This window comes from Alkalisalibacterium limincola (genome assembly GCF_008017755.1).
In the GTDB taxonomy this organism is placed as follows: Bacteria; Pseudomonadota; Gammaproteobacteria; order Xanthomonadales; family Xanthomonadaceae; genus Alkalisalibacterium; species Alkalisalibacterium limincola.
Genome location: NZ_VRTS01000004.1, coordinates 212,130 through 231,329 on the forward strand (window position 1 = coordinate 212,130; position 19,200 = coordinate 231,329).

The 19,200-nt window shown below is 69.7% G+C and carries 16 protein-coding genes and 1 pseudogene; 4 read left to right on the forward strand and 13 right to left on the reverse strand.

What is annotated here, in order from left to right; all coding sequences use genetic code 11:
- Positions 1-10 precede the first annotated feature (10 nt).
- From FU658_RS07865 to FU658_RS07885, 5 genes are read right to left on the reverse strand one after another with little or no spacing between them, the layout of a single operon-like run.
- Positions 11-949: a glycosyltransferase family 9 protein gene (locus FU658_RS07865; RefSeq protein WP_147891568.1), complete on the reverse strand. Its 939-nt coding sequence runs from the start codon at positions 947-949 to the stop codon at positions 11-13.
- Between the two features lies 1 nt (position 950).
- A complete protein-coding gene (locus tag FU658_RS07870; RefSeq protein WP_147891569.1) occupies positions 951-2,555 on the reverse strand; it encodes a peptide chain release factor 3 in 1,605 nt (534 codons plus the stop codon).
- 52 nt (positions 2,556-2,607) lie between these two features.
- Complete coding sequence (locus tag FU658_RS07875; protein ID WP_147891570.1) at positions 2,608-3,597, reverse strand: peptidoglycan DD-metalloendopeptidase family protein; 990 nt, start codon at positions 3,595-3,597, stop codon at positions 2,608-2,610.
- Positions 3,582-4,727: a phytase gene (locus FU658_RS07880; RefSeq protein WP_147891571.1), complete on the reverse strand. Its 1,146-nt coding sequence runs from the start codon at positions 4,725-4,727 to the stop codon at positions 3,582-3,584. The genes FU658_RS07875 and FU658_RS07880 overlap by 16 nt, the downstream gene beginning before the upstream one ends.
- 36 nt (positions 4,728-4,763) lie before the next feature.
- On the reverse strand, positions 4,764-6,146 hold the full coding sequence (locus tag FU658_RS07885) for an L-serine ammonia-lyase (RefSeq protein ID WP_147891572.1): 1,383 nt from the start codon (positions 6,144-6,146) through the stop codon (positions 4,764-4,766).
- A 58-nt stretch (positions 6,147-6,204) separates the two neighbouring features.
- Between FU658_RS07885 and FU658_RS07890 the strand changes: the two genes are divergently transcribed.
- Entirely contained in the window at positions 6,205-6,432 is a 228-nt protein-coding gene (locus FU658_RS07890) for a glutaredoxin family protein (RefSeq protein ID WP_147891573.1), read from the forward strand.
- A 15-nt stretch (positions 6,433-6,447) separates the two neighbouring features.
- Here FU658_RS07890 and FU658_RS07895 read toward each other — a convergent pair whose 3' ends face one another.
- Genes FU658_RS07895 through FU658_RS07905 form a run of 3 tightly spaced genes read right to left on the reverse strand, consistent with a single transcriptional unit; the run spans position 6,448 to position 8,233 of the window.
- On the reverse strand, positions 6,448-7,005 hold the full coding sequence (locus tag FU658_RS07895) for a YceI family protein (RefSeq protein WP_147891574.1): 558 nt from the start codon (positions 7,003-7,005) through the stop codon (positions 6,448-6,450).
- A complete protein-coding gene (locus FU658_RS07900; RefSeq protein WP_147891575.1) occupies positions 7,002-7,577 on the reverse strand; it encodes a cytochrome b in 576 nt (191 codons plus the stop codon). Before FU658_RS07900 ends, FU658_RS07895 begins: the two co-directional genes overlap by 4 nt.
- Positions 7,574-8,233, reverse strand: coding sequence for a YceI family protein (locus FU658_RS07905; protein WP_147891576.1), 660 nt, complete (start codon positions 8,231-8,233; stop codon positions 7,574-7,576). The genes FU658_RS07900 and FU658_RS07905 overlap by 4 nt, the downstream gene beginning before the upstream one ends.
- 214 nt (positions 8,234-8,447) lie before the next feature.
- Here FU658_RS07905 and FU658_RS07910 point away from each other — a divergent pair, with 214 nt between their 5' ends.
- Both FU658_RS07910 and FU658_RS07915 read left to right on the forward strand, forming a co-directional pair.
- Positions 8,448-11,966, forward strand: a complete 3,519-nt coding sequence (locus FU658_RS07910) for a hybrid sensor histidine kinase/response regulator (RefSeq protein WP_187265999.1) — start codon at positions 8,448-8,450, stop codon at positions 11,964-11,966.
- 52 nt (positions 11,967-12,018) lie between these two features.
- Complete coding sequence (locus FU658_RS07915) at positions 12,019-14,316, forward strand: M3 family metallopeptidase (RefSeq protein ID WP_147891578.1); 2,298 nt, start codon at positions 12,019-12,021, stop codon at positions 14,314-14,316.
- Positions 14,317-14,443: 127 nt separating this feature from the next.
- Here FU658_RS07915 and hemE read toward each other — a convergent pair whose 3' ends face one another.
- The 4 genes and pseudogenes from hemE to FU658_RS07935 form a co-directional block, all read right to left on the reverse strand.
- Complete coding sequence (gene hemE, locus FU658_RS07920; protein WP_147891579.1) at positions 14,444-15,529, reverse strand: uroporphyrinogen decarboxylase; 1,086 nt, start codon at positions 15,527-15,529, stop codon at positions 14,444-14,446.
- Positions 15,530-15,547: 18 nt separating this feature from the next.
- Positions 15,548-15,802, reverse strand: a complete 255-nt coding sequence (locus tag FU658_RS07925) for a WGR domain-containing protein (protein WP_147891580.1) — start codon at positions 15,800-15,802, stop codon at positions 15,548-15,550.
- Between the two features lie 53 nt (positions 15,803-15,855).
- Positions 15,856-16,921, reverse strand: a pseudogene (gene aroB / locus FU658_RS07930) (3-dehydroquinate synthase).
- A gap of 8 nt (positions 16,922-16,929) precedes the next feature.
- Positions 16,930-17,484, reverse strand: a complete 555-nt coding sequence (locus tag FU658_RS07935; RefSeq protein ID WP_147891582.1) for a shikimate kinase — start codon at positions 17,482-17,484, stop codon at positions 16,930-16,932.
- Between the two features lie 44 nt (positions 17,485-17,528).
- On the opposite strand from FU658_RS07935, the gene FU658_RS07940 reads away from it, so the two are divergent.
- Entirely contained in the window at positions 17,529-18,347 is an 819-nt protein-coding gene (locus tag FU658_RS07940) for an NAD-dependent epimerase/dehydratase family protein (RefSeq protein ID WP_187266000.1), read from the forward strand.
- On the opposite strand, the gene FU658_RS07945 is transcribed toward FU658_RS07940, so the two are convergent.
- Positions 18,326-19,177 (reverse strand): kinase, encoded by an 852-nt coding sequence (locus FU658_RS07945; RefSeq protein WP_425477597.1) that lies wholly within the window; start codon positions 19,175-19,177, stop codon positions 18,326-18,328. The genes FU658_RS07940 and FU658_RS07945 overlap by 22 nt on opposite strands.
- Between the last annotated feature and the right edge of the window lie 23 nt (positions 19,178-19,200).

Consider the following 19,200-nt stretch of genomic DNA (forward strand, 5'->3'; position numbering starts at 1 on the left):
ACGCTCGACCTCAGGTGCGCACCAGCGGCACCAGTGCGCGCTCCACCTGTTCGGCGCCCAGGTTCGTGAAACCGGGGGCGGCCAGCACCTGGACGGCTCCGCGGCCGAGGCAGGTGCGCGCCGCCTGCGCGGCATCGGTGCCGAACAAGGCCAGGCCCGGGACCCCGAGGTTGGCGGCCAGGTGGGTCGGCCCGCTGTCGTTGCCGACCACCGCTGCCGCGGCCTGCAGCACGCCGGCCAGCGTCGGCAGGTCGAGTGCGCCACCATCGTGGCGCCGCAGCGAAATGCCGGCCAGGTCGTCGAAGGCGTCCAGTTCGGCCGGGCCAGGCACCGTGACCGGCGTCAGGCCACGTGCCTGCAGGCGGGCGGCCAGTTCGCGGTAGTGCGGCCAACGCTTCGCACTGCCCCGCGCCGAGGAGCCCGGAAGCAGCACGACGAAGGGAGGGTGCACCCCGGCGCGCTCCAGCAGGTCCCCGACCGGCTGGGCCAGCCAGACCGCGCCGGGTCGGAGGGTGTGCGTGGGCGTGAGGCCGGCATCGGCCAGCTGGCCGAGGTGGCGCTCGAGCACCGGCAGGGACTTCGGGTCGGGGTGCCGGTGCGGAAGCGGGCAGGCCGGACCCTGGCCCGACCAGGTGACCTGCCCACCCAGCAGCCGCCGCAGGTAGAAGCTGCTTCGTCGTGAATTCTGCAGGTCGTACGCCATGCCGAAGCGCTGCGCGCGCAGTGTCGCTGCCAGGCGGAACATGGCCGGCAGGTGCCAGCGCGGGCGGTTGTCGTCGACGATGACCTCGTCCACCCAGGGGCATCGCACGAGCAGTGGCGCGAACGGCCGACGCGTCAGCAGCGTCACCCGGGCGCCGGAATGGTGGTCGCGGATGTCGCGCAGCGCGCCTTCTGCAAGCAGCAGGTCGCCCAGTGCGCCCAGCTTGACCACCAGCACGCGGTCCATGTCAGTCGAGCGCGACGGCGTGGGCGTGCTCTCGGGTGGCCTCGAAGCGCACCTTCGGGAAGCGCTCCTGGGCCAGTTGCAGGTTCACGCGGGTGGGGGCCAGGTAGACCAGCGCACCGGACGCATCGAGTGCCAGGTTGCCCGCGGCCTTCTCCTTGAACTGCTCCAGCATCTTCGGGTCGTCGCAGTACACCCAGCGCGTGGTCGACACGCTGACGTTCTCGAACGCGGCGTCCACGCCGTATTCGTCCTTGAGCCGGTAGGCGACCACGTCGAACTGCAGGACGCCGACGGCCCCCAGGATCAGGTCGTTGCTCATCAACGGGCGGAAGAACTGCGTGGCGCCCTCCTCGCTGAGCTGGGCGAGGCCCTTCTGCAATTGCTTGAGCTTGAGCGGATCGCGCAGCTGCGCGCGACGGAACAGCTCCGGTGCGAAATTGGGGATGCCGGTGAAGTGCAGCACCTCGCCCTCGGTGAAGCTGTCCCCGATCGAGATGGTGCCGTGGTTGTGGATGCCGATGACATCGCCGGGCCAGGCTTCGATCGCCAGTTCGCGATCCGAGGCCATGAACGTCAATGCGTTGGCCAGCTTCATCTCCTTCCCGCTGCGTACGTGGAAGGCCTTCATTCCGGCGCTGAAGCGCCCCGAGCACACGCGCATGAACGCAACGCGGTCGCGGTGCTGCGGGTCCATGTTCGCCTGGATCTTGAACACGAAGCCGCTGAGCTTTTCCTCGGTGGGCTGCACCGTGCGCGACGCGGTCGTAGCCGGCTTCGGCGCGGGCGCGTGGTCGACGAAGAAGTCCAGCAGCAGTTGCACGCCGAAATTGTTCACGGCCGAACCGAAGAAGACCGGTGTCTGGCGCCCGGCCAGGTACTCGTCGATGTCGAACGCCGGGGCGGCGCCCTGCACCAGCTCCAGCTCTTCGCGCAGCTCGGCCATCGCCGGTGCACCCACGCGCTTCTCCAGCGCGGGGTCGTCGATCGATGGGAAGATCGTGGAGTCCTGGCGGGTGAAGTTGCGGCCCTGCTCGAACAGGTGCACCTCGCCGGTGACCAGGTGCACGACGCCCTTGAGGCGCTGGCCCATGCCGATCGGCCAGGTGATCGGGCTGCAGGCGATGCCCAGCACCGACTCGACCTCGTCGAGCAGCTCGATCGGCGGCTTGCCCTCGCGGTCGAGCTTGTTGATGAAGCTCATGATCGGCGTATCGCGCATGCGACACACCTCCATCAGCTTGATCGTGCGTTCCTCGACCCCCTTGGCGCAGTCGATGACCATCAGCGCGGAATCCACCGCGGTGAGCACCCGGTAGGTGTCCTCGGAGAAGTCGGCGTGGCCCGGCGTGTCGAGCAGGTTGATGATGCGCCCGTCGTAGGGGAACTGCATGACCGAGGAGGTGACCGAGATGCCGCGCTCCTTCTCCAGTGCCATCCAGTCCGAGGTGGCATGGCGCGCGGCCTTGCGGCCCTTGACGCTGCCGGCCATCTGGATGGCGCCGCCGAAGAGCAGCAACTTTTCGGTCAGCGTGGTCTTGCCGGCATCGGGGTGCGAGACGATCGCGAAGGTGCGGCGGCGCGCCGTCTGCTTGGTCTGTTCGGACATGGCCCTGCGCCACGGTGTGGCCGCGGCGCTTCAAAGTCGGTGAAGCCGGGGATTATAGCCCGCCGCCGGCCCCGGACCTGTAGCCCGGGCCCGGCCCGAAGGCACCCATGCCCGGGACGGGTGCCGGGTTGCCGGCTTCGTCGACCAGCGTGATCGGCACCGATTCGAGTGCCATGCCCGTGTTGACCTGCACGACGAAGTGCAGGTGCGGGCCCGAGCTGAAGCCGGTGTTCCCGGAGTCCGCGATGTGCTCGCCGACACCGACCTCCTGGCCGGCCCGGACCCGTGATCCGCCCTGTCGCAGGTGGGCATAGACCGCCATGCTGCCGTCGGCGTGCAGGATCCGCACGTGGTTGGCGCGGTGCACGAAGGCCTCGCGGTCCATTCCGCCGCCGGCGTGGTCGTCGACCACCTGCATCACCGTCCCGCCGCGCGCCGCCAGTACCGGCGTGCCTTCGGGCACTGCGAAGTCGATGGCGTGGAGGTTCTGCGGGTCGGTATGGCTGAAGCCGCCGCCAAAGCCCTGCACGATGCTCGCCGTACCCGCCGCCACCGGCATGGCGTAGGTGCTTTCGTCATGCCGTGCACCCGGCAGGCCGGGCATCGCCAGCAGGTGCAGTTCGAAGTGGCCGGCACGCGCGGGATTGATCTTTTCGATTGCGCTGACCGAGCGTTGCTCGCCGCTGCCCAGCGCCATGCGGTGCGGAAGCCGGGGCCAGGCACTGACGTTGTCGTCGGCACTGATGTCGAGCTCGACCTCCACCGGGCCATGCAGCAGGTTGCGCACCAGGGCCACGTAGACGCCGGTGTCCTCGTGCAGGCTCAGTTCGGCGGTGCGCGCCACCGCGGCGGGGTCGGTGGAGAAATCCGAGCGGCCACCGGCCCGTCCGCGATGGTCGGAGTAGTGGATGACGCCCTCGGCGTCCACCCAGCGGTGCAGCCGGGTTTCGCGATCGCCCTGCAGCACCGAAGGGGCCAGCAGTGCCAGCGACAGGCCGAGCAGCGCGGCGACTTGCGGCCCGCGCATCAGTCGATGGCGCATTGCCGCGGCAGGTCCAGCGCATCGGCGATGTCGGCCCAGTCGAAGGCGGCGATGCCCCGGTCGTCGTGCACCGCGAACAGGACGCCGTCGGGGAACTCGCGTGTCCCGGCGGCATACAGGGCGATGCCGTCCGTATTGGCCGTCGTGCGTCCGGTGAACGCGGAGTGCAGCGCGAGGCTCTCCCGGTCATAGACCAGGAAGCGGGAATGGTCCACCTGCTGGTCGGTCGAGAGCCAGTAGCCGCTGCCATCAGGGCAGGCCCACAGGGCGATGCCCTCGGGGTCGCCGCGATAGGTGCCCAGGCCCAGGTCCCGGTTGGCGTAGCCGCCGTCGAGGCCGTAGACCCGCAACCGCAGGCCGTCGGGCGCGTGTTCGTCGGCCACCAGCAGGCGTCCATGCAAGGGGTCGCCCCAGACAGACTCCGTGGCGCGGATCGCGCCTGCGTCGGTGGTTTCCCCGAAGCTTCCGCGGTATTCCACCTCCAGGTTCTCGTGTGCGCCGGACACGTGGAAACGGTGGAGGCGGCGATGCAGGGTTTCCAGCGGCGGGACGATGTCGAAGCGTTCGCCCAGCATGAAACTGTCGGTGATGATGACCTCGAGCTGTCCCGGCGCGATCTCGTGGACCCAGATGCCATACGGCGCCTGCAACTGCTCCTCGCCGAAGCTGCCGAGCGGCTCGAAGCCCGGCAGTTCCAGGACCTGGACGCGATGGTTGTCGCGCTCGGTGACGAAGACCAGGTCGCCATGCACGGCGATGCCGTTGGGCCGGTTGAAGCTTCCCGGCGCGTCGCCCGGACCGCCGATGCGCGCGATCAGTCCACCGTCGTCGCCGGCGTGGACCTGTACCTGGTGCGAGCGCTTCGCCGTGGCCAGGACCCAAAGGTCGCCCTCCGGCGTGAGCCAGGTGGCCAGCGAATCGAGTTCCCCGGCCTCCTGGTCGTCGGTCACCCAGCGCTCCACGACGACCTCCTGCATCGGAGGCTCGACCCGCACGGGGTCGATCGATGCGCGTGACTCCGGGGCATCGGGGCCGGGGACGGACGCGCACGCTGCGATCAGCGGGAGCAGGAGGAAGGCAGCCGACTTCGGGCTCATGGCGTCGATGCGGGGTTCAGGACGCGACAGCATACGACACGCTCGTCACGGCCGCGCGAAGCTGCCGCCTCAGCACTCGATGACGTTGACGGCCAGGCCGCCGCGCGAGGTTTCCTTGTACTTGTCGCGCATGTCGCGGCCGGTATCGCGCATCGTCTTGATCACCTTGTCGAGCGACACACGGTGCTTGCCGTCGCCGCGCAGGGCCATGCGCGAGGCATTGATCGCCTTGACCGCCCCCATCGCGTTGCGCTCGATGCAGGGAATCTGCACCAGGCCGGCGATCGGGTCGCAGGTCAGCCCCAGGTTGTGCTCCATGCCGATCTCGGCGGCGTTCTCGACCTGCCAGATGCTGCCGCCCAACGCCGCCGTCAGGCCGCCGGCGGCCATCGAGCAGGCCACGCCCACTTCGCCCTGGCAGCCCACCTCCGCGCCGGATATCGACGCATTCTCCTTGTAGAGGATGCCGATCGCGCCGGCGGTGAGCAGGAAGTCGAACACACCCTGTTCGTCGGCCTTGGGGCAGAACCGCTCGTAATAGCGCAGCACCGCCGGGACGATGCCGGCCGCGCCATTGGTCGGGGCGGTGACCACGCGGCCGCCGGCGGCGTTCTCTTCGTTCACCGCCAGCGCATACAGGTTGACCCAGTCCAGGATCGTCAGCGGGTCACGCAGGGAGTTCTCGGGGCGGCCATTGAGGCCGGCGTAGAGCGCCGGTGCGCGACGGGCCACCTTCAGGCCGCCCGGCAGCTCGCCGCCGTTGCGGATGCCGCGCTCGATACACGATTCCATCGCCTCCCAGAGCTGCCGCAGGCCGCTGCGGATCTCATCGGCACTCCTCCAGGCCTGTTCGTTGGCGAACACGAGCTCGGCAATGCTCAGGCCCTCGCGTTCACAGGTGTCGAGCAGTTCGTCGCCGGAGGAGAACGGATGCGCCACGCGGGTCGTGTCGGCGACGATCCTGTCCTCGGCGGCTTCGTCCTGGTTCACCACGAAGCCACCACCCACCGAGTAGTACTCCCGGCTGGCGATTTCGCCGCCTTCGGCATCGAACGCGGCGAAGCGCATGCCGTTGCTGTGGTGGGGCAGCTTCTGGCGCTTGTTGAACACCAGGTCGGCCTTCTCGTCGAAGTCGATCTCGTGGCCGCCGTGCAGGCGGATGCGCTTCGCGCTGCGGATGCGCGACAGGGTGTCCGGGATCACGTCGGGGTCGACGTGGTCGGGCCAGTGCCCCTCCAGGCCCATCATGACCGCCTTGTCGGTGCCGTGGCCACGGCCGGTGAGCGCGAGCGAGCCGAACAGTTCCACCCGCACCCGCGCGCAGCGCTCCAGGTCGCCGGCTTCGTGCAGCCAGCGCTCCACGAAGCGCGCTGCCGCCCGCATCGGGCCCACGGTATGGGAGGACGATGGGCCGATGCCGATCTTGAAGAGGTCGAAAATGCTGACAGCCATGGGTGGATTCCGGCGGATTCACGCCTATTCTAAGGCCCCTTTGCATGAACCCGGACCGATGCGGCTGAGCCTGTACCAACGCGACGACTGCCACCTGTGCGACCTGGCGCTGGAGGAACTGGCGCGCGCGCGCGCGCCGGAGTTCGAAAGCGTCTGGATCGACGGTGACAGCGGACTTGAAGCCCGTTACGGACTGCGCGTGCCGGTATTGCGCGAGGAAACCAGCGGCCGCGAGCTCGACTGGCCCTTCGACGCCCAGGCCATCGCGCACTTCCTGGCGGGCTGACCCGACCCGGGGGCATCAGTCGATGCGTTCAAGCTCCAGGCGGGTGACCACCCGCACTGCATGCCGGATGTCCGCGTCGCTGCCCCAGTCGCCACCGCCGACCTCGAAGGCGGTGCGGTCCAGCGTCGCCTCGCCTTCAAGCACGGCAGGCGAACCCTGGCTGAAGCTGAACTCCAGCGTCACCGGCTGCGTGACGCCACGCAGCGTCAACTCGCCGTCGGCGGCGTAGCGGCCGTCGTCGAGCGCCCGGAAGCGCTCGGCCACGTAGTGGGCCATCGGCTCGCGGCGGGTGCGGAAGAAGTCGGCGCTCTGCAGCGTCTCGTCACGCTCCGCATTCCGGGTGTCGGCGCTGCGCAGGTCGATGTCGACCTCGAAGCGGGCCTGGTCCAGTGCGTCGGGATCAAAGCGGATGGCGGCATTGAACGCCCCGAACTGGCCGCTGAAATCCTCACCCTGTGCCGAACCGACGAAGCCCAGCGTCGACGACTCCGCGACCGCCTCCCAGTCGGCGGCGTGTGCCATGGCGGTGGCGCCCGGCAAAAGGACGAGGAAACTCAGCAGGCGCTTGATCATTCTGGTGCTCCGGTGCGTGGTCGTTCTCCCGTTCCCGGCAGCATGCGCAGCAGCGTGCGGTCACGGTCGACGAGGTGATGTTTGATCGCAGCGGCTGAATGCAGCAGCACCAGCATGCAGATCAGGTAGTAGCCCCAGCGATGCAGGTTGCGCGCGAGGGCCTTGAGTTCTGGGTCGGGACTGGCGATGGCCGGCAGGTTGAACTGGCCGAACCACTGCAGGGGAAAATTCGAGGCCGAGTTGTACAGCCAGCCGCTCAGCGGCATCGCGATCATCAGGCCGTAGAGCAGCCAGTGGGTCGTCGTGGCGGCGGCGTGCTGCCAGCGTGGCGTGCCGGGTTCGGGCGCGGGTGCGCCCGCGTAGAGCCGCCAACCCAGGCGCAGCACCACCAGGGCCAGTATCGTCAGTCCGATCGACTTGTGCAGCGCGTACATGCGCAGCTTCGCCATCGAATTGGGCATGTCCACCATGTACAGGCCGATGCCGATCATCGCCAGGATGCCGATCGCCAGCAGCCAGTGGAAGCCGATGCTGACCAGGCCCCAGCGATCGCGCGTGTTGGCGAGTCTCATCGCTCTTCCTCCGGCGGCACCGGCCTGTCCGCGGCAGCTGGCCCGGCCGCCTCCACGTCCCCGGTGATCCGCCCGCGGGTCGCTTCGAGTTCGATGATCACCTCGACTTCGTTGCCGATCACGTTGGGGTATCGGTCGAGCCCGAACTCGCGACGGTCGAGACGGGTGGTCGCCGAGAAACCGACCGTGCGACGGAAGTTGACCGGATTGCGCCCGGCCTCGTTGAGTCGTGCGCTGAGCGACACTGCCCGGGTGGTGCCGGCGATGCTCAGGTCGCCATGGATCATCGCCGCGCCGTCACCCAGGGGTTCCACGCGGGTCGACCGGAAGCGCACCTCCGGATGGTTGCGTTCGTCGAAGAAGCCGCGCGCGAGCATGCGCTGGTTCCAGTCCTCGTCGCCGAAATCGATCCTGGCGACCGGGAGCCTCACGTCCACGCGCGAGTCCTCCCATTGCCCGGGATCGAAATGGAGCGCGCCGACGACGCCGGAGACCGTCGCGATGGAGCGGGAGAATCCGGCGTGGCCGACCAGGAACACCACCCGGGTATGCACCGGGTCGATGTTGTAGCTGGGCGGCTCCGAAGCGCCGGCCCAGGCCGGCGACAGCAGCACGAATGCGGCGATACCGTTGCGGATGACAGGGTTCAATCCCACGCGATGACCTCCCTTGCGGCTGCATCGAGCCTACACGCTGGACGCTTCGATATTGCCGGTCCCGCCGCGTAGCGGGCGTGAGTGTCCGTGGCCCAGGCGGTATTCTCCCCGGCCCCTGCCGCAGACCCAAGCTTGCGGGCGCAACGGTGCGTTGCGAACATCGCCCCGGGGAACTCTCAAGGGAATGCTCGTGCGCCAGTGGATTTGCGCAGTTGTGGCCTGCCTGGTACTGGCAACGCCGGTCGTGGCCAGTCCCGTGCTGCCTGAAACGCCACGGTTCCGGCACTTCGGCGTGGGCGACGGCCTGCCCAGCCGGGTGGTCTACGCGATGGTGCAGGACCACGAGGGCTATCTGTGGTTCGCCACCGGCGATGGACTGGCGCGCTTCGACGGCCTGGACTGGGATGTCTTCCGCCACGACCCGGCCGACCCCGACTCCATTCCCGGCAACGGCGTGATCGCATTGGCGGTGGACTCCTCCAATCGCCTCTGGCTGGGGCTGGAGGGACAGGGGCTGGCGCGGTTGTCCGCCGACCGCAGTCGCTTCGAGCACCTGCGTGGCGACCACGAGGAGGCCTTCGCGGGGCCCTACGTGTGGGCGTTGCGCGAAACCCCGGACGGCGCGATGTGGGTCGGCACGTTCCAGGAAGGCCTGTACCGCCGTGATGCCGATGGCGGCGTGCGCCACTTCATGCCCGACCCGGAGCGCGACGACGCCCTTCCGTCCGACGTCGTGCTGTCTCTGGATGTCGACCACCAGGACCGGCTCTGGGTCGCGACCAGTCGCGGGGCCGCCTGGTGGGACGGTGAGCGCTTCCACACCGTCGCGCTGGCGGCGGACGACCCGCCGCTCGTGGTGTCGCTCGGCATCGACGACGCGGGGCAGCCCTGGTTCGGACAGCGCGACCGGTACCTGCGCAGGAAGCCCGACGGCAGCATCGAGCGCCAGGTGGTCGACGCGGTGGTCCATGGCGTGCTCGACGTGGACGATGGCCTGGTCTGGCTGGCCACCGGCCGGGGACTCATGGCGCTGCACGCTGAGGGAATCCGCGAGGACGCCTATGGCCACCCGGCGCTGGCGCGCGCGTCCCTGCAGCAGGCCATGATCGACCGCGAGGGCAGCCTGTGGCTGGTCGGCATGGGCGGGGCGTGGCAGCTGGCTTCCGGATGGCAGCGATTCGCATCGTTCCAGCCCGGCCCCTCGGAGGGCGAGGGCCTGTCGAGCGACCTGGTGCGCGGCATGGCCCCGGACGGGAGGGGCGGCGTGTGGCTCGCCGGGCAGAACGGCCTCGACCACCTGGACCTGGCCTCGGGCCGCATCCGTCGGGGCGCCGAGCACTTCGCGCATGCCGGAACCGGCCTGTGGGCGATGGCTCCGGCGGAGGATGGACGCCTGTGGATCGGACGCTCCGGTGGCTTGTCGCTGGTGGACCCGGCGGGCGGCGAGACGCGATCGTGGAGCAGGGAGGACGAAGGCGAGGACAGCGACGTGCTGGCCGGGCCCGTCGACCTGCTGCACGTCGATGCGCGCGGATGGCTGTGGGTGGGCAACCATGGCGGAGGCATCCAGGTGCGCGACGCGGCGGGCGCCGTCCTGTACGCCTTGCGCCCCGGGGATGGCCAGGGCCTGGAATGGCCCGATCCCGAACAGATCGCCGACGGACCCGACGGCGAGGTCTGGGTCGCCGATGCTGGCGGGTTGCTGCGCTGGAACGCCACCGGGCAGCGCCTCGAGCGCGTCCCGGGCGCTCCGGAGGACCGCGTCTATACGTTTGCCTGGCGTGACCCGGGGACGGTGTGGCTGCATCGCTTCACCGCGCTGGAGCGTTATCGCTACGACGGCCACGCCCTGCATCTGGAAGATGTCGTCGACGCGGGGCATGGCCTGGCGGCCGTGGAGTCGGGCGGGCTGTTGATCGACGATGCCGACGCACTGTGGCTCTCGACGAGCCGCGGGTTGCTGCACCGTTCGCCGCAGGGAGTCCTGCGGATGTTCGGCCTTCGCGACGGCCTGCCGGCCCAGGACTTCTACACGCGGCCGATGCTCCAGCTCGACAACGGCGTCGGCGTGGCCTCGACCCAGGGCGGCCTGGTCCTGTTCGATCCCGGTTTCAACGAGCAGCGCGAGGCCAGCCTGCCGGTGCAGGTCAAGGGCCTGGAGGTGCGCCGCGACGACCACGAGCTCGCCCTCGATCCCACGGCCCCACTGGTCCTGGGGCACGGCGACCGCGACCTGCGGATCAGCGTGAGACTGCTCTCCTTCGTCGATCCGGCCGGGCATCGCTACCGGATGCGCCTGTCCCAGCATGATGCGGACTGGGTGTCGCTGGGTTCGATCGGCGAGCGCACGCTGACCCGGCTCCAGCCGGGCGAATACCGCCTCGACATCCAGGCCTCCGACGCGTCGGGCCGCTGGTCCCCGGTGCGCACGCTGGAGATCAGGGCGCTGCCCCCGTGGTGGCAGACCCGTTGGGCCTGGCTGGCCTATCTCGCCCTGGCCCTGTTGCTGGCTTCCTGGGGCGCCACCATCTTCCGGCTCAGGCTGGCTCGCCGCCACGCGCTGGAACTTGCCGAGCAGCAGCGGCGCATGGCCGAGCAGGCTTCACAGGCCAAGACCGAGTTCCTGGCGACCCTCGGGCACGAAGTGCGCACGCCCATGACGGGCGTGCTTGGCATGAGCGAGCTCCTGCTCCAGTCGGACCTGACGCAGAAACAGCGCGGCCAGGTGGGTGCGATCCATCTCGCCGGACGTCACCTGCTGCGACTGGTCAACGACGCGCTGGACCTGGCCCGCATCGAGGCCGGGAAGCTGGTGCTGGAGAGCCAGCCGTTCCGTGTCAGGACGCTGGTCAACGAGGTCGCCGACCTGCTGCGGCCGCTGGCCGCGAAGAAGGGCCTGTCGTTCGAATGCGAGTTCTCCGCCGACCTGCCCGAAGCGGTGCAGGGCGACCAGTACCGGGTCCGGCAGATCCTCCTCAACCTGGGCTCCAACGCGATCAAGTTCACCGAGCACGGCGGCGTGTCGATCCGGGTGAGCAGGCGCGGCAACTGGCTCGACCTCGCCGTGCGCGACACCGGCCCGGGGCTCAATGCGGAGCAGCGCGAACGGCTGTTCCAGCGTTTCGAGCAGGCCCATGCCGTGGGCACGCATGCCCGGCAGGGCGGGAGCGGGCTGGGGCTGGCGATCTCGCAGGAGCTCGCCGCAGCGATGGGCGGGCGCATCAGCCTCGATTCCAGCCCCGGCGAGGGCTCGTGTTTCGAGGTCAGCTTGCCGCTGGATGCCGTCCCGGTGGAACTGCTCGGCGTTGCACCGGCGGCCGCGTCGTCCCGGGCGCAGCCCTCCGCGGCGCTCGACGTGCTGCTGGTGGAGGACGACGCGATCGTGGCCGAGGTCATCGAAGGCCTGCTTCAGGCCCAGGGGCATCGCGTGGTGCACGCGCCCCACGGGCTCGCCGCACTCTCGCAGCTGGCCCGCCGGCCCTTCGACCTCGCGTTCCTCGACCTCGACCTTCCCGGACTGCACGGGGTGGAACTGGCACGCCTCATCCGCCAGCAGGGCCACGGGCTTGCCCTGCTGGCCATCACCGCGCGCGCGGACGCGGACGCGGAGCCTGCCGCGCTTGCGGCCGGCATGAACGGGTTCCTGCGCAAGCCCTTGACCGCCGACGCACTGGCCGTGGCGATCGCCCGGTCTTGCCCGGCCGCCCCGACACCGGCTGAAAGCGATCGGTGACTGGGTTAGTCTTGCGAACTGGTTTCCCGATAGATATTCAGGAGTTCGTCACGTGAAAAAGCCCCTCGCCCTGGCCCTTGCGGCCGCACTGGGTCTGCCGCTGGCGGCCTGCAGCCCCGGCAACGATGCCGGCAGCGATCCGGCCGCTTCGGCCGATGCCCCGGCACAGTCCCTGGCCGGACGCACCACCGATGGCAGCGTCGTCGATGACGAGCGCGCAGGTGAGGCGGCGTCGGAGAATCCATTCTTCCAGCCCAGCACGCTGCAGTACGAGTTCCCGCGCTTCGACCTGATCGCCGACGAGCATTATTCACCCGCGTTCGAGCGCGGCATGGCCGAGCACCGCGAGGAGATCGAGGCGATCGCCCGCAACCCCGAGGCCGCGAGCTTCGAGAACACGATCGTCGCGATGGAGCGGGCCGGTGCGCTGCTTGGCCGCGTTTCGCGGGTGTTCTTCAACCTCGCCGGCGCGCACATCAACGACGCGATGCGCGAGGTCCAGGGCGACATGGCGCCGAAGCTGTCGGCGCATTCCGACGCGATCCTGCTCAACCGCGCGCTGTTCGAACGCGTCGACGGGCTCTACCAGCAGCGCGGCGAACTTGACCTCGATGCCGAGAGCTTGCGCCTGCTGGAGCGCTACCACACCGATTTCGTCCGCGCCGGCGCGCGGCTCGACGACGCCCAGCAGGACCGCCTGCGCGAAATGAATTCGCGACTGGCCACGCTGCAGACCACCTTCACCCAGAACGTGCAGCGCGAGGTCAACGCCTCGGCGGTGTTCTTCGACAGCCGCGAAGACTTGGCCGGCCTGTCGGATGCGGAGATCAGGGCCGCCGCCGATGCGGCCGCCGAGGATGGCCAGGAGGGCAGGTTCAAGATCGCCCTGATGAACACCACCGGGCAGCCGCCGCTGACCAACATGACCAATCGTGAGGCGCGTCAGAAGGTGTTCGAGGCGTCGATCGAGCGTGGTGCCAAGGGCGGCGACTACGACAACCGCGAGATCGTCGCCGAGATGGTCCGCCTGCGTGCCGAGCGTGCCCAGCTGCTGGGTTACGAGGACCACGCGCACTTCGTGCTGGAGGAGGCCACCGCGGGCACCAAGGACGCGGTCAACGACATGCTCGGCCGGCTGGGTCCGGCGGCGGTGGCCAACGCCCGTCGCGAGGCGGCCGAGCTGCAGCGCGTCATTGATGCGGAAGGCGGTGATTTCGAGCTGGCCGGCTGGGACTGGCAGCACTATGCCGAGAAGGTCCGCCAGGAGAAGTACGACTTCGACGAGTCGGTGCTGCGGCCCTATTTCGAGCTCGACAGCGTGCTGGTCAACGGCGTGTTCCACGCCGCCACCGAGCTGTTCGGCATCACTTTCCGCGAGCGCCCGGACCTGCCGACCTACCACCCGGACGTGCGCGTGTGGGAGGTGTTCGACCATGACGGCGAGTCGCTGGCGCTGTTCGTCGGCGACTTCTACGCCCGCTCCTCCAAGCGCGGTGGCGCCTGGATGAACGCCTACGTGCCGCAGAGCAACCTGCTGGAAACGCGTCCAGTGGTGGGCAACCACCAGAACATCCCGAAGCCGCCCGACGGCGAGCCGACGCTGATGACCTTCGACGAGGTCACCACGATGTTCCACGAGTTCGGCCATGCGGTGCACGGCATGTTCTCCGACGTGCGCTACCCGCGCTTCGCAGGGACTTCGGTGCCGCGCGACTTCGTCGAGTACCCCTCCCAGGTGTTCGAGATGTGGGCGACCTGGCCGTCGGTGCTGGCCAACTACGCCAAGCACCACGAGACCGGCGAGCAGATCCCGCAGGAGCTGATCGACCGCGTCGAGGCGGCGTCGGCCTTCAACGAGGGCTACCGCAGCACGGAGTACCTGGCGGCCTCGATCCTCGACCAGGCCTTCCACCAGCTGGGCCCCGATGAGACGCCTTCGGATGTGATCGCGTTCGAGAAGCAAGCCCTGGAAGAGTCGGGCATGGACTTCGGTCCCATCCCGCCGCGCTACCGCACCACCTACTTCAGCCACACGTTCTCCGGCGGCTACTCGGCCGGTTACTACAGCTACATCTGGAGTGAAGTGCTGGATGCCGACAGCGTGGAATGGTTCAGGGAGAGCGGCGGGCTGACCCGCGAGAACGGCGACCACTTCCGCGACACGCTGCTTTCGCGTGGTGGCACGAAGGATGCGATGGAGCTCTACCAGGACTTCACCGGGCGCGAGCCGAGGCTGGAGCCGCTGTTGATCCGTCGCGGGTTCACCGACGATGGCGGAGCCAGCGAGGTGGGCCGTGACCCGGAGCCGACCACGCCGGGCACCCCGCCGCAGGGTGGCAGCCAGCGCTGATCGCCGCCATCACCGCATGGAAAAGGCCGCCCCTCGGGGCGGCCTTTTTCTTTGTGGTGCCTTGCACGGAAGGATGGCTCCTTCGCCGGCAACGGGGGAGCTAGCTCCTGCAGCCGGCCCCGACTTTTCAGTCGCGGCGTTCGGCCTGCCCGCGGCCCAGCGCGTGCACCGCCTCGACCAGGACCGCGACGTGTTCGGGGTCCATGTCCGGCGACATGCCGTGGCCAAGATTGAAGACGTGCCCGGGCCCGGCACCGAAGCTGTCGATCACGCGCCCGACCTCGCGGCGGATGCCCTCGGGGCTGGCGTACAGGACGGTGGGGTCGAGGTTGCCCTGCAGTGCGACCTTGCCGCCGGTTCGCCGGCGCGCGTCCGCGAGCGCGACGGTCCAGTCCACGCCGATGCCTTCCGCACCCGAAGCGGCGAGCTCCTCGAGATAGGGCGCGTTGCCCTTGCCGAACAGGATCAGCGGCGCCGCGTCGGCGCCGTCGCCCCGCGGCAGCTCGCTGGCGATGCGCTGCAGGTAGCGCAGCGAGAACTCGCGGTACATGTGCGGGGCCAGCACGCCGCCCCAGGTATCGAACACCTGCAGCGCCTGGGCGCCCGCCTGGCGCTGGGCATCGAGGTAGGCGACCACTGCATCGGTGGTGACCGACAGCAGCCGGTGCAGCGCGGCGGGTTCGTTGAGCGCCATCGCCTTTATGCGGCTGAAGTCCTTGCTGCCGCCGCCCTCGACCATGTAACAGGCGAGCGTCCAGGGGCTTCCGGAGAAGCCGATCAGCGGCACCTGGCCGTCGAGCTCCCGGCGGATCAGGCTGACCGCGTCGGTGACGTAACGCAGTTCAGATCCGATGTCCGGCACCGCCAGCTTGTCGACGTCGGCGACGCTGCGCACCGGGCGCTCGAACTTCGGGCCCTCGCCATCGGCGAAGTACAGGCCCAGGCCCATCGCATCGGGCACGGTGAGGATGTCGGAGAACAGGATCGCGGCGTCCAGCGGAAAGCGGCGCAGCGGCTGCAGCGTCACCTCGCAGGCCAGCTCGGGGTTCGTGGCCAGGGCCATGAAGCTGCCGGCCTGGGCCCGCGTGGCCCGGTACTCGGGCAGGTAGCGGCCGGCCTGGCGCATCAGCCATACCGGCGTGGTGTCGACCGTTTCGCGGCGTATGGCGCGCAGGAACCGATCGTTCTTCAGGGGGGGCAGGGCGTCGGGCATCGGGTTTCTCGTCGGGGGTCAGCGCGGGGCGTGCTCGCCGTGCGCGAACATGATCTGGAAGCCCTTCTTCACCTGCTGGTCGCGGGCCTTCTCGAAGGCGGCGATGGCGAGGTCGCGCTCCAGGAACTGCTCCTTTCGCAGCTGCGACTTGCCGCCGACGTGGCCGGCCTCGCGCAGCAGCGTCCACCCGCCCAGCAGGTCCTGCTGCAGCACCAGCTGGACGAAGCGGGGGGGCTCACCGGAGCCGGGGCGTTGTTGGAGGAACAGGCGCATCCGCCCATTGTAGCGAGCGCGCGGCCGCTTTGGGCCCCCGTGCGCACCACGCGTCAGCCGGAGGACGCCAGCGTCGCCAGCACCTGGTCCTCGTCGACATCCGGGACGATGATCGCGCGGCCGATGTCCCGCCACAGGATCAGTCGCAAGCGACCCGACAGGTTCTTCTTGTCCAGCCGCATCCGGCCCAGCAGGGCCGGGGCCTCCAGGTCCTCGGGCAATGCCGTGGGCAGGCCCAGGCGCTGCAGGAGCGCGGCGAGGCGGTCGGCCGGCGCGGCCGGCGCCAGGCCGAGCCGCTCCGAGAGGCGGCCGGCCAGCACCATGCCCACCGCGACGGCCTCGCCGTGCACCATGCCGCCGAAGCCCTGCTCGGCCTCGATCGCATGGGCGAAGCTGTGGCCGAGGTTCAACAGCGCGCGCTCGCCGCCTTCGTGTTCGTCGCGCGCGACGATCGCGGCCTTGTGCCTTACCGATCGGGCGATCGCCTCGGACAGGGCATGGGCGTCGCGCGAGAGCAGGGCCGCCGCATTGGATTCGATCCAGTCGAAGAAGTCCGCGTCCCCGAGCGCGCCGTACTTGACCACCTCGGCCAGGCCGGCGCGCAGTTCGCGCTCGGGCAGGGTGTCCAGCGTCGTCGTGTCGGCAATGACCGCGGCGGGCTGGTGGAAGGCGCCCACCAGGTTCTTGCCTTCGGGCAGGTCGACGGCGGTCTTTCCGCCCACCGAGGAGTCGACCATGGCCAGCAGGGTCGTGGGCAGCTGGACGAAGCGGACGCCACGCATCCAGGTGGCGGCGGCGAAGCCGGCGAGGTCGCCGACCACACCGCCCCCGAGCGCGAGGACACAGGCATCCCGGCTCGCCCCGAGTCGTGACAGCGCAGTCATCAGTTCGGCGTGCCGTGCGAGTGTCTTCTCCTGCTCGCCGGGGGGCAGGACGACCGTGTGCAGGGCCCGTCCCTCGAACACCGCCTCGACGCGCTCCCGGTAGAGCGGGGCGACATTGCCGTCGGTCACCAGGAGCAGGTGACGCCCGGGTGCGGTCGCCGAAACCAAGGCGGTGTCATGCAGCAGGTCGGCCGACGTGGACCGGGTAGCTGCGATCGCCCAGTGACACTCCGATCGTCTTCTTCACGTGGCGGTTTCCTTGTCGGTGGGGCCGGGGTGCCAGTGATCCTGGATCAGGGACAGCAGGCGCCGCGCGGACTGGGCCACGCTGCGCTGCCCGCCCTCGAAGCGCAGGTCGGCGACTTCTTCGTACAACGCCTGCCGCTGCCGCGCGAGGACGAGCAGGCGCTCCTGCCTGTCGGGCGTCTGCAGCAGGGGGCGATGGCGATCACGCGCAAGCCGTCGCAATTGTTCGTCCACGCTGACATGGAGGTGGACGACGAAGCCCCGGGCCCTGACCACCTCGCGGTTGGCCGGGTCGAGCACCGCGCCGCCGCCGGTGGCGATCGCCAGGCCCTCGCGCGCGCACAGCTCCGCCACCAGCGCACGCTCGCGCTGGCGGAAGCCTGGCTCCCCTTCAAGCTCGAAGATCAACGGAACGCTGGCGCCGGTGCGCGCCTCGAGCAACTGGTCGGTGTCGACGAACTCCAGCCCCAGGTGCTGCGCGACGCGGCGGCCCACGGAGGTCTTGCCGGCGCCCATGGGGCCGACGAACACGAGATTGGGAGCGGGATTCATCGGGCCCGATGCTAGCATCGGGCCGGGTCTGCACGGCGTGGGTGGTGTTGGTGGCGAAGGGGCGCACGATCATCGTGGCGGGTGCGGGCGACGTCGGCGGGCGGCTGGCGCGGGCGCGCGCCATGGGTGGTGACGAGGTGGTCGCCCTGCGCCGCAGTCGTGTCGAGGACGAGCCCGGCCTGCGCTGGATCGGCGCCGACCTGCTGTCGGGCAGTGGATTGCAGCAGCTTCCGCGCCGGCCCGATGCGGTGGTGTTCTGCGCCTCGCCCGACCAACGCAGCGAGACCGCCTACCGCTCGCTGTTCATCGGGGCCCAGCAGCGGCTTGCCGATGTGCTGGATGGGCCGCCGGCGCGCTGGCTGTTCGTGTCGTCCACCGCCGTGCACGGCGAGGATCGTGGCGCTTGGGTCGACGAGGCCTGCGTCGCCGAACCGCAGGCATTCAATGGCCGCGTGTTGATCGAAGCCGAACGGCGACTTGCCGCATCCGTCCCCGGTGCCGTCGTATTGCGACCGTCGGGCATCTACGGGCCGGGGCGCGACTACCTGCTTCGCCGGGCGCGACGCGAGGAGCCCGCGCGCCCGCGCTGGACCAACCGGGTGCACGTGGAGGACGTGGCTTCGGCGCTCTCGCACCTGCTGGACCTGGGCGACCCGCAACCGCTGTACCTGTGCAACGACGACATGCCGGCACGCGAGGACGAGGTGCTGGCCTGGCTGCGCGAACGCATGGGTCTCGACGCGCTGGCGACCGAGGAAGAGCCCGAGAGCGGTCGTCGCGTGTCGAATGCACGCTTGCGCGGCAGCGGGTGGGCCCCGCGCTGGCCCGACTACCGCAGCGGCTACGGCGCGTTGCTGCCCTGAGGCGGCCATTGCGGGCGGCGCCGTGCGTCGATGCGGATCACCGTGTCGGCCAGTCCGGGAAGCGTGCGCAGTGCCTGTCGGCTGACACGCTCGAAGTACTCGATGAAGGCCATGACCTGGGCGTGGTCCATGGCCCGGCGCCCGGGGTGGCGCGCCTGCAGGTCCTGCTCCTGCTGCCAGCGCCATTGCCTGACCACCTCGAAGCCCGGCGGCTGCAGGAACACCAGGTGGTCGATGCGCGCCCAAAGCGGCGCGTAGCTCCCCAGCGCCGTGTTGCAATGACGACGCCAGCGACCCTCGGCATCGCGTTCGCGTTCCAGCGAATTGAGTGGAGCCTCCATCGCCGCGTCGGGCTCGGGCGGGGTCTTGAGGAACCAGCCCTCCAGCACGATGAGGTCGACCGGCCCGCTGGCGCGCTGCCAAGCGTCGCCGCTCAGCCGCTCATCGGCGATCTTGTCGAAGCCGGGCAGGCCCAGGTCGTCGCCCGGCGCCAGTGAGCGCAACGCGTCGATGAGCTGGCAGGCCATCGCCACGTCGTGCGTTCCCGGCGGGCCGCGGGTGGCAAGGAGGGGATGGACCTCGCGGGCCAGTCGCTGGCGCTCGGCACGGGTCAGGTAGACGTCGTCGATCGAGATCGCCACGGCCTTGCGGCCCTGTGCCGCGGCAGCGTCGACAAGTTGGCCGGCCAGCGTCGACTTGCCGGTTCCCTGCACGCCTGCCAGTCCGAGCACCGGCGTGCCGCATGGCAGCGAGCAGGCGAGCCCCAGCAGGGCGTCGACCAGGCGCGCGTCGTAGCCTTTGGAAGGGAGGGGATGCACGGGTGGTGTCATCGGCGCGACAATAGCGCATCACC

Excerpts from the sequence above, each read along its gene's own strand:
- FU658_RS07865 (WP_147891568.1), bottom strand. The coding sequence starts at position 949 with ATGGACCGCGTGCTGGTGGTCAAGCTGGGCGCACTGGGCGACCTGCTG.
- FU658_RS07870 (WP_147891569.1), bottom strand. The coding sequence starts at position 2,555 with ATGTCCGAACAGACCAAGCAGACGGCGCGCCGCCGCACCTTCGCGATC.
- FU658_RS07875 (WP_147891570.1), bottom strand. The coding sequence starts at position 3,597 with ATGCGCCATCGACTGATGCGCGGGCCGCAAGTCGCCGCGCTGCTCGGC.
- FU658_RS07880 (WP_147891571.1), bottom strand. The coding sequence starts at position 4,727 with ATGCTGTCGCGTCCTGAACCCCGCATCGACGCCATGAGCCCGAAGTCG.
- FU658_RS07885 (WP_147891572.1), bottom strand. The coding sequence starts at position 6,146 with ATGGCTGTCAGCATTTTCGACCTCTTCAAGATCGGCATCGGCCCATCG.
- FU658_RS07890 (WP_147891573.1), top strand. The coding sequence starts at position 6,205 with ATGCGGCTGAGCCTGTACCAACGCGACGACTGCCACCTGTGCGACCTG.
- FU658_RS07895 (WP_147891574.1), bottom strand. The coding sequence starts at position 7,005 with ATGATCAAGCGCCTGCTGAGTTTCCTCGTCCTTTTGCCGGGCGCCACC.
- FU658_RS07900 (WP_147891575.1), bottom strand. The coding sequence starts at position 7,577 with ATGAGACTCGCCAACACGCGCGATCGCTGGGGCCTGGTCAGCATCGGC.
- hemE (WP_147891579.1), bottom strand. The coding sequence starts at position 15,529 with ATGCCCGACGCCCTGCCCCCCCTGAAGAACGATCGGTTCCTGCGCGCC.
- FU658_RS07925 (WP_147891580.1), bottom strand. The coding sequence starts at position 15,802 with ATGCGCCTGTTCCTCCAACAACGCCCCGGCTCCGGTGAGCCCCCCCGC.
- FU658_RS07935 (WP_147891582.1), bottom strand. The coding sequence starts at position 17,484 with ATGAATCCCGCTCCCAATCTCGTGTTCGTCGGCCCCATGGGCGCCGGC.
- FU658_RS07945 (WP_425477597.1), bottom strand. The coding sequence starts at position 19,177 with ATGACACCACCCGTGCATCCCCTCCCTTCCAAAGGCTACGACGCGCGC.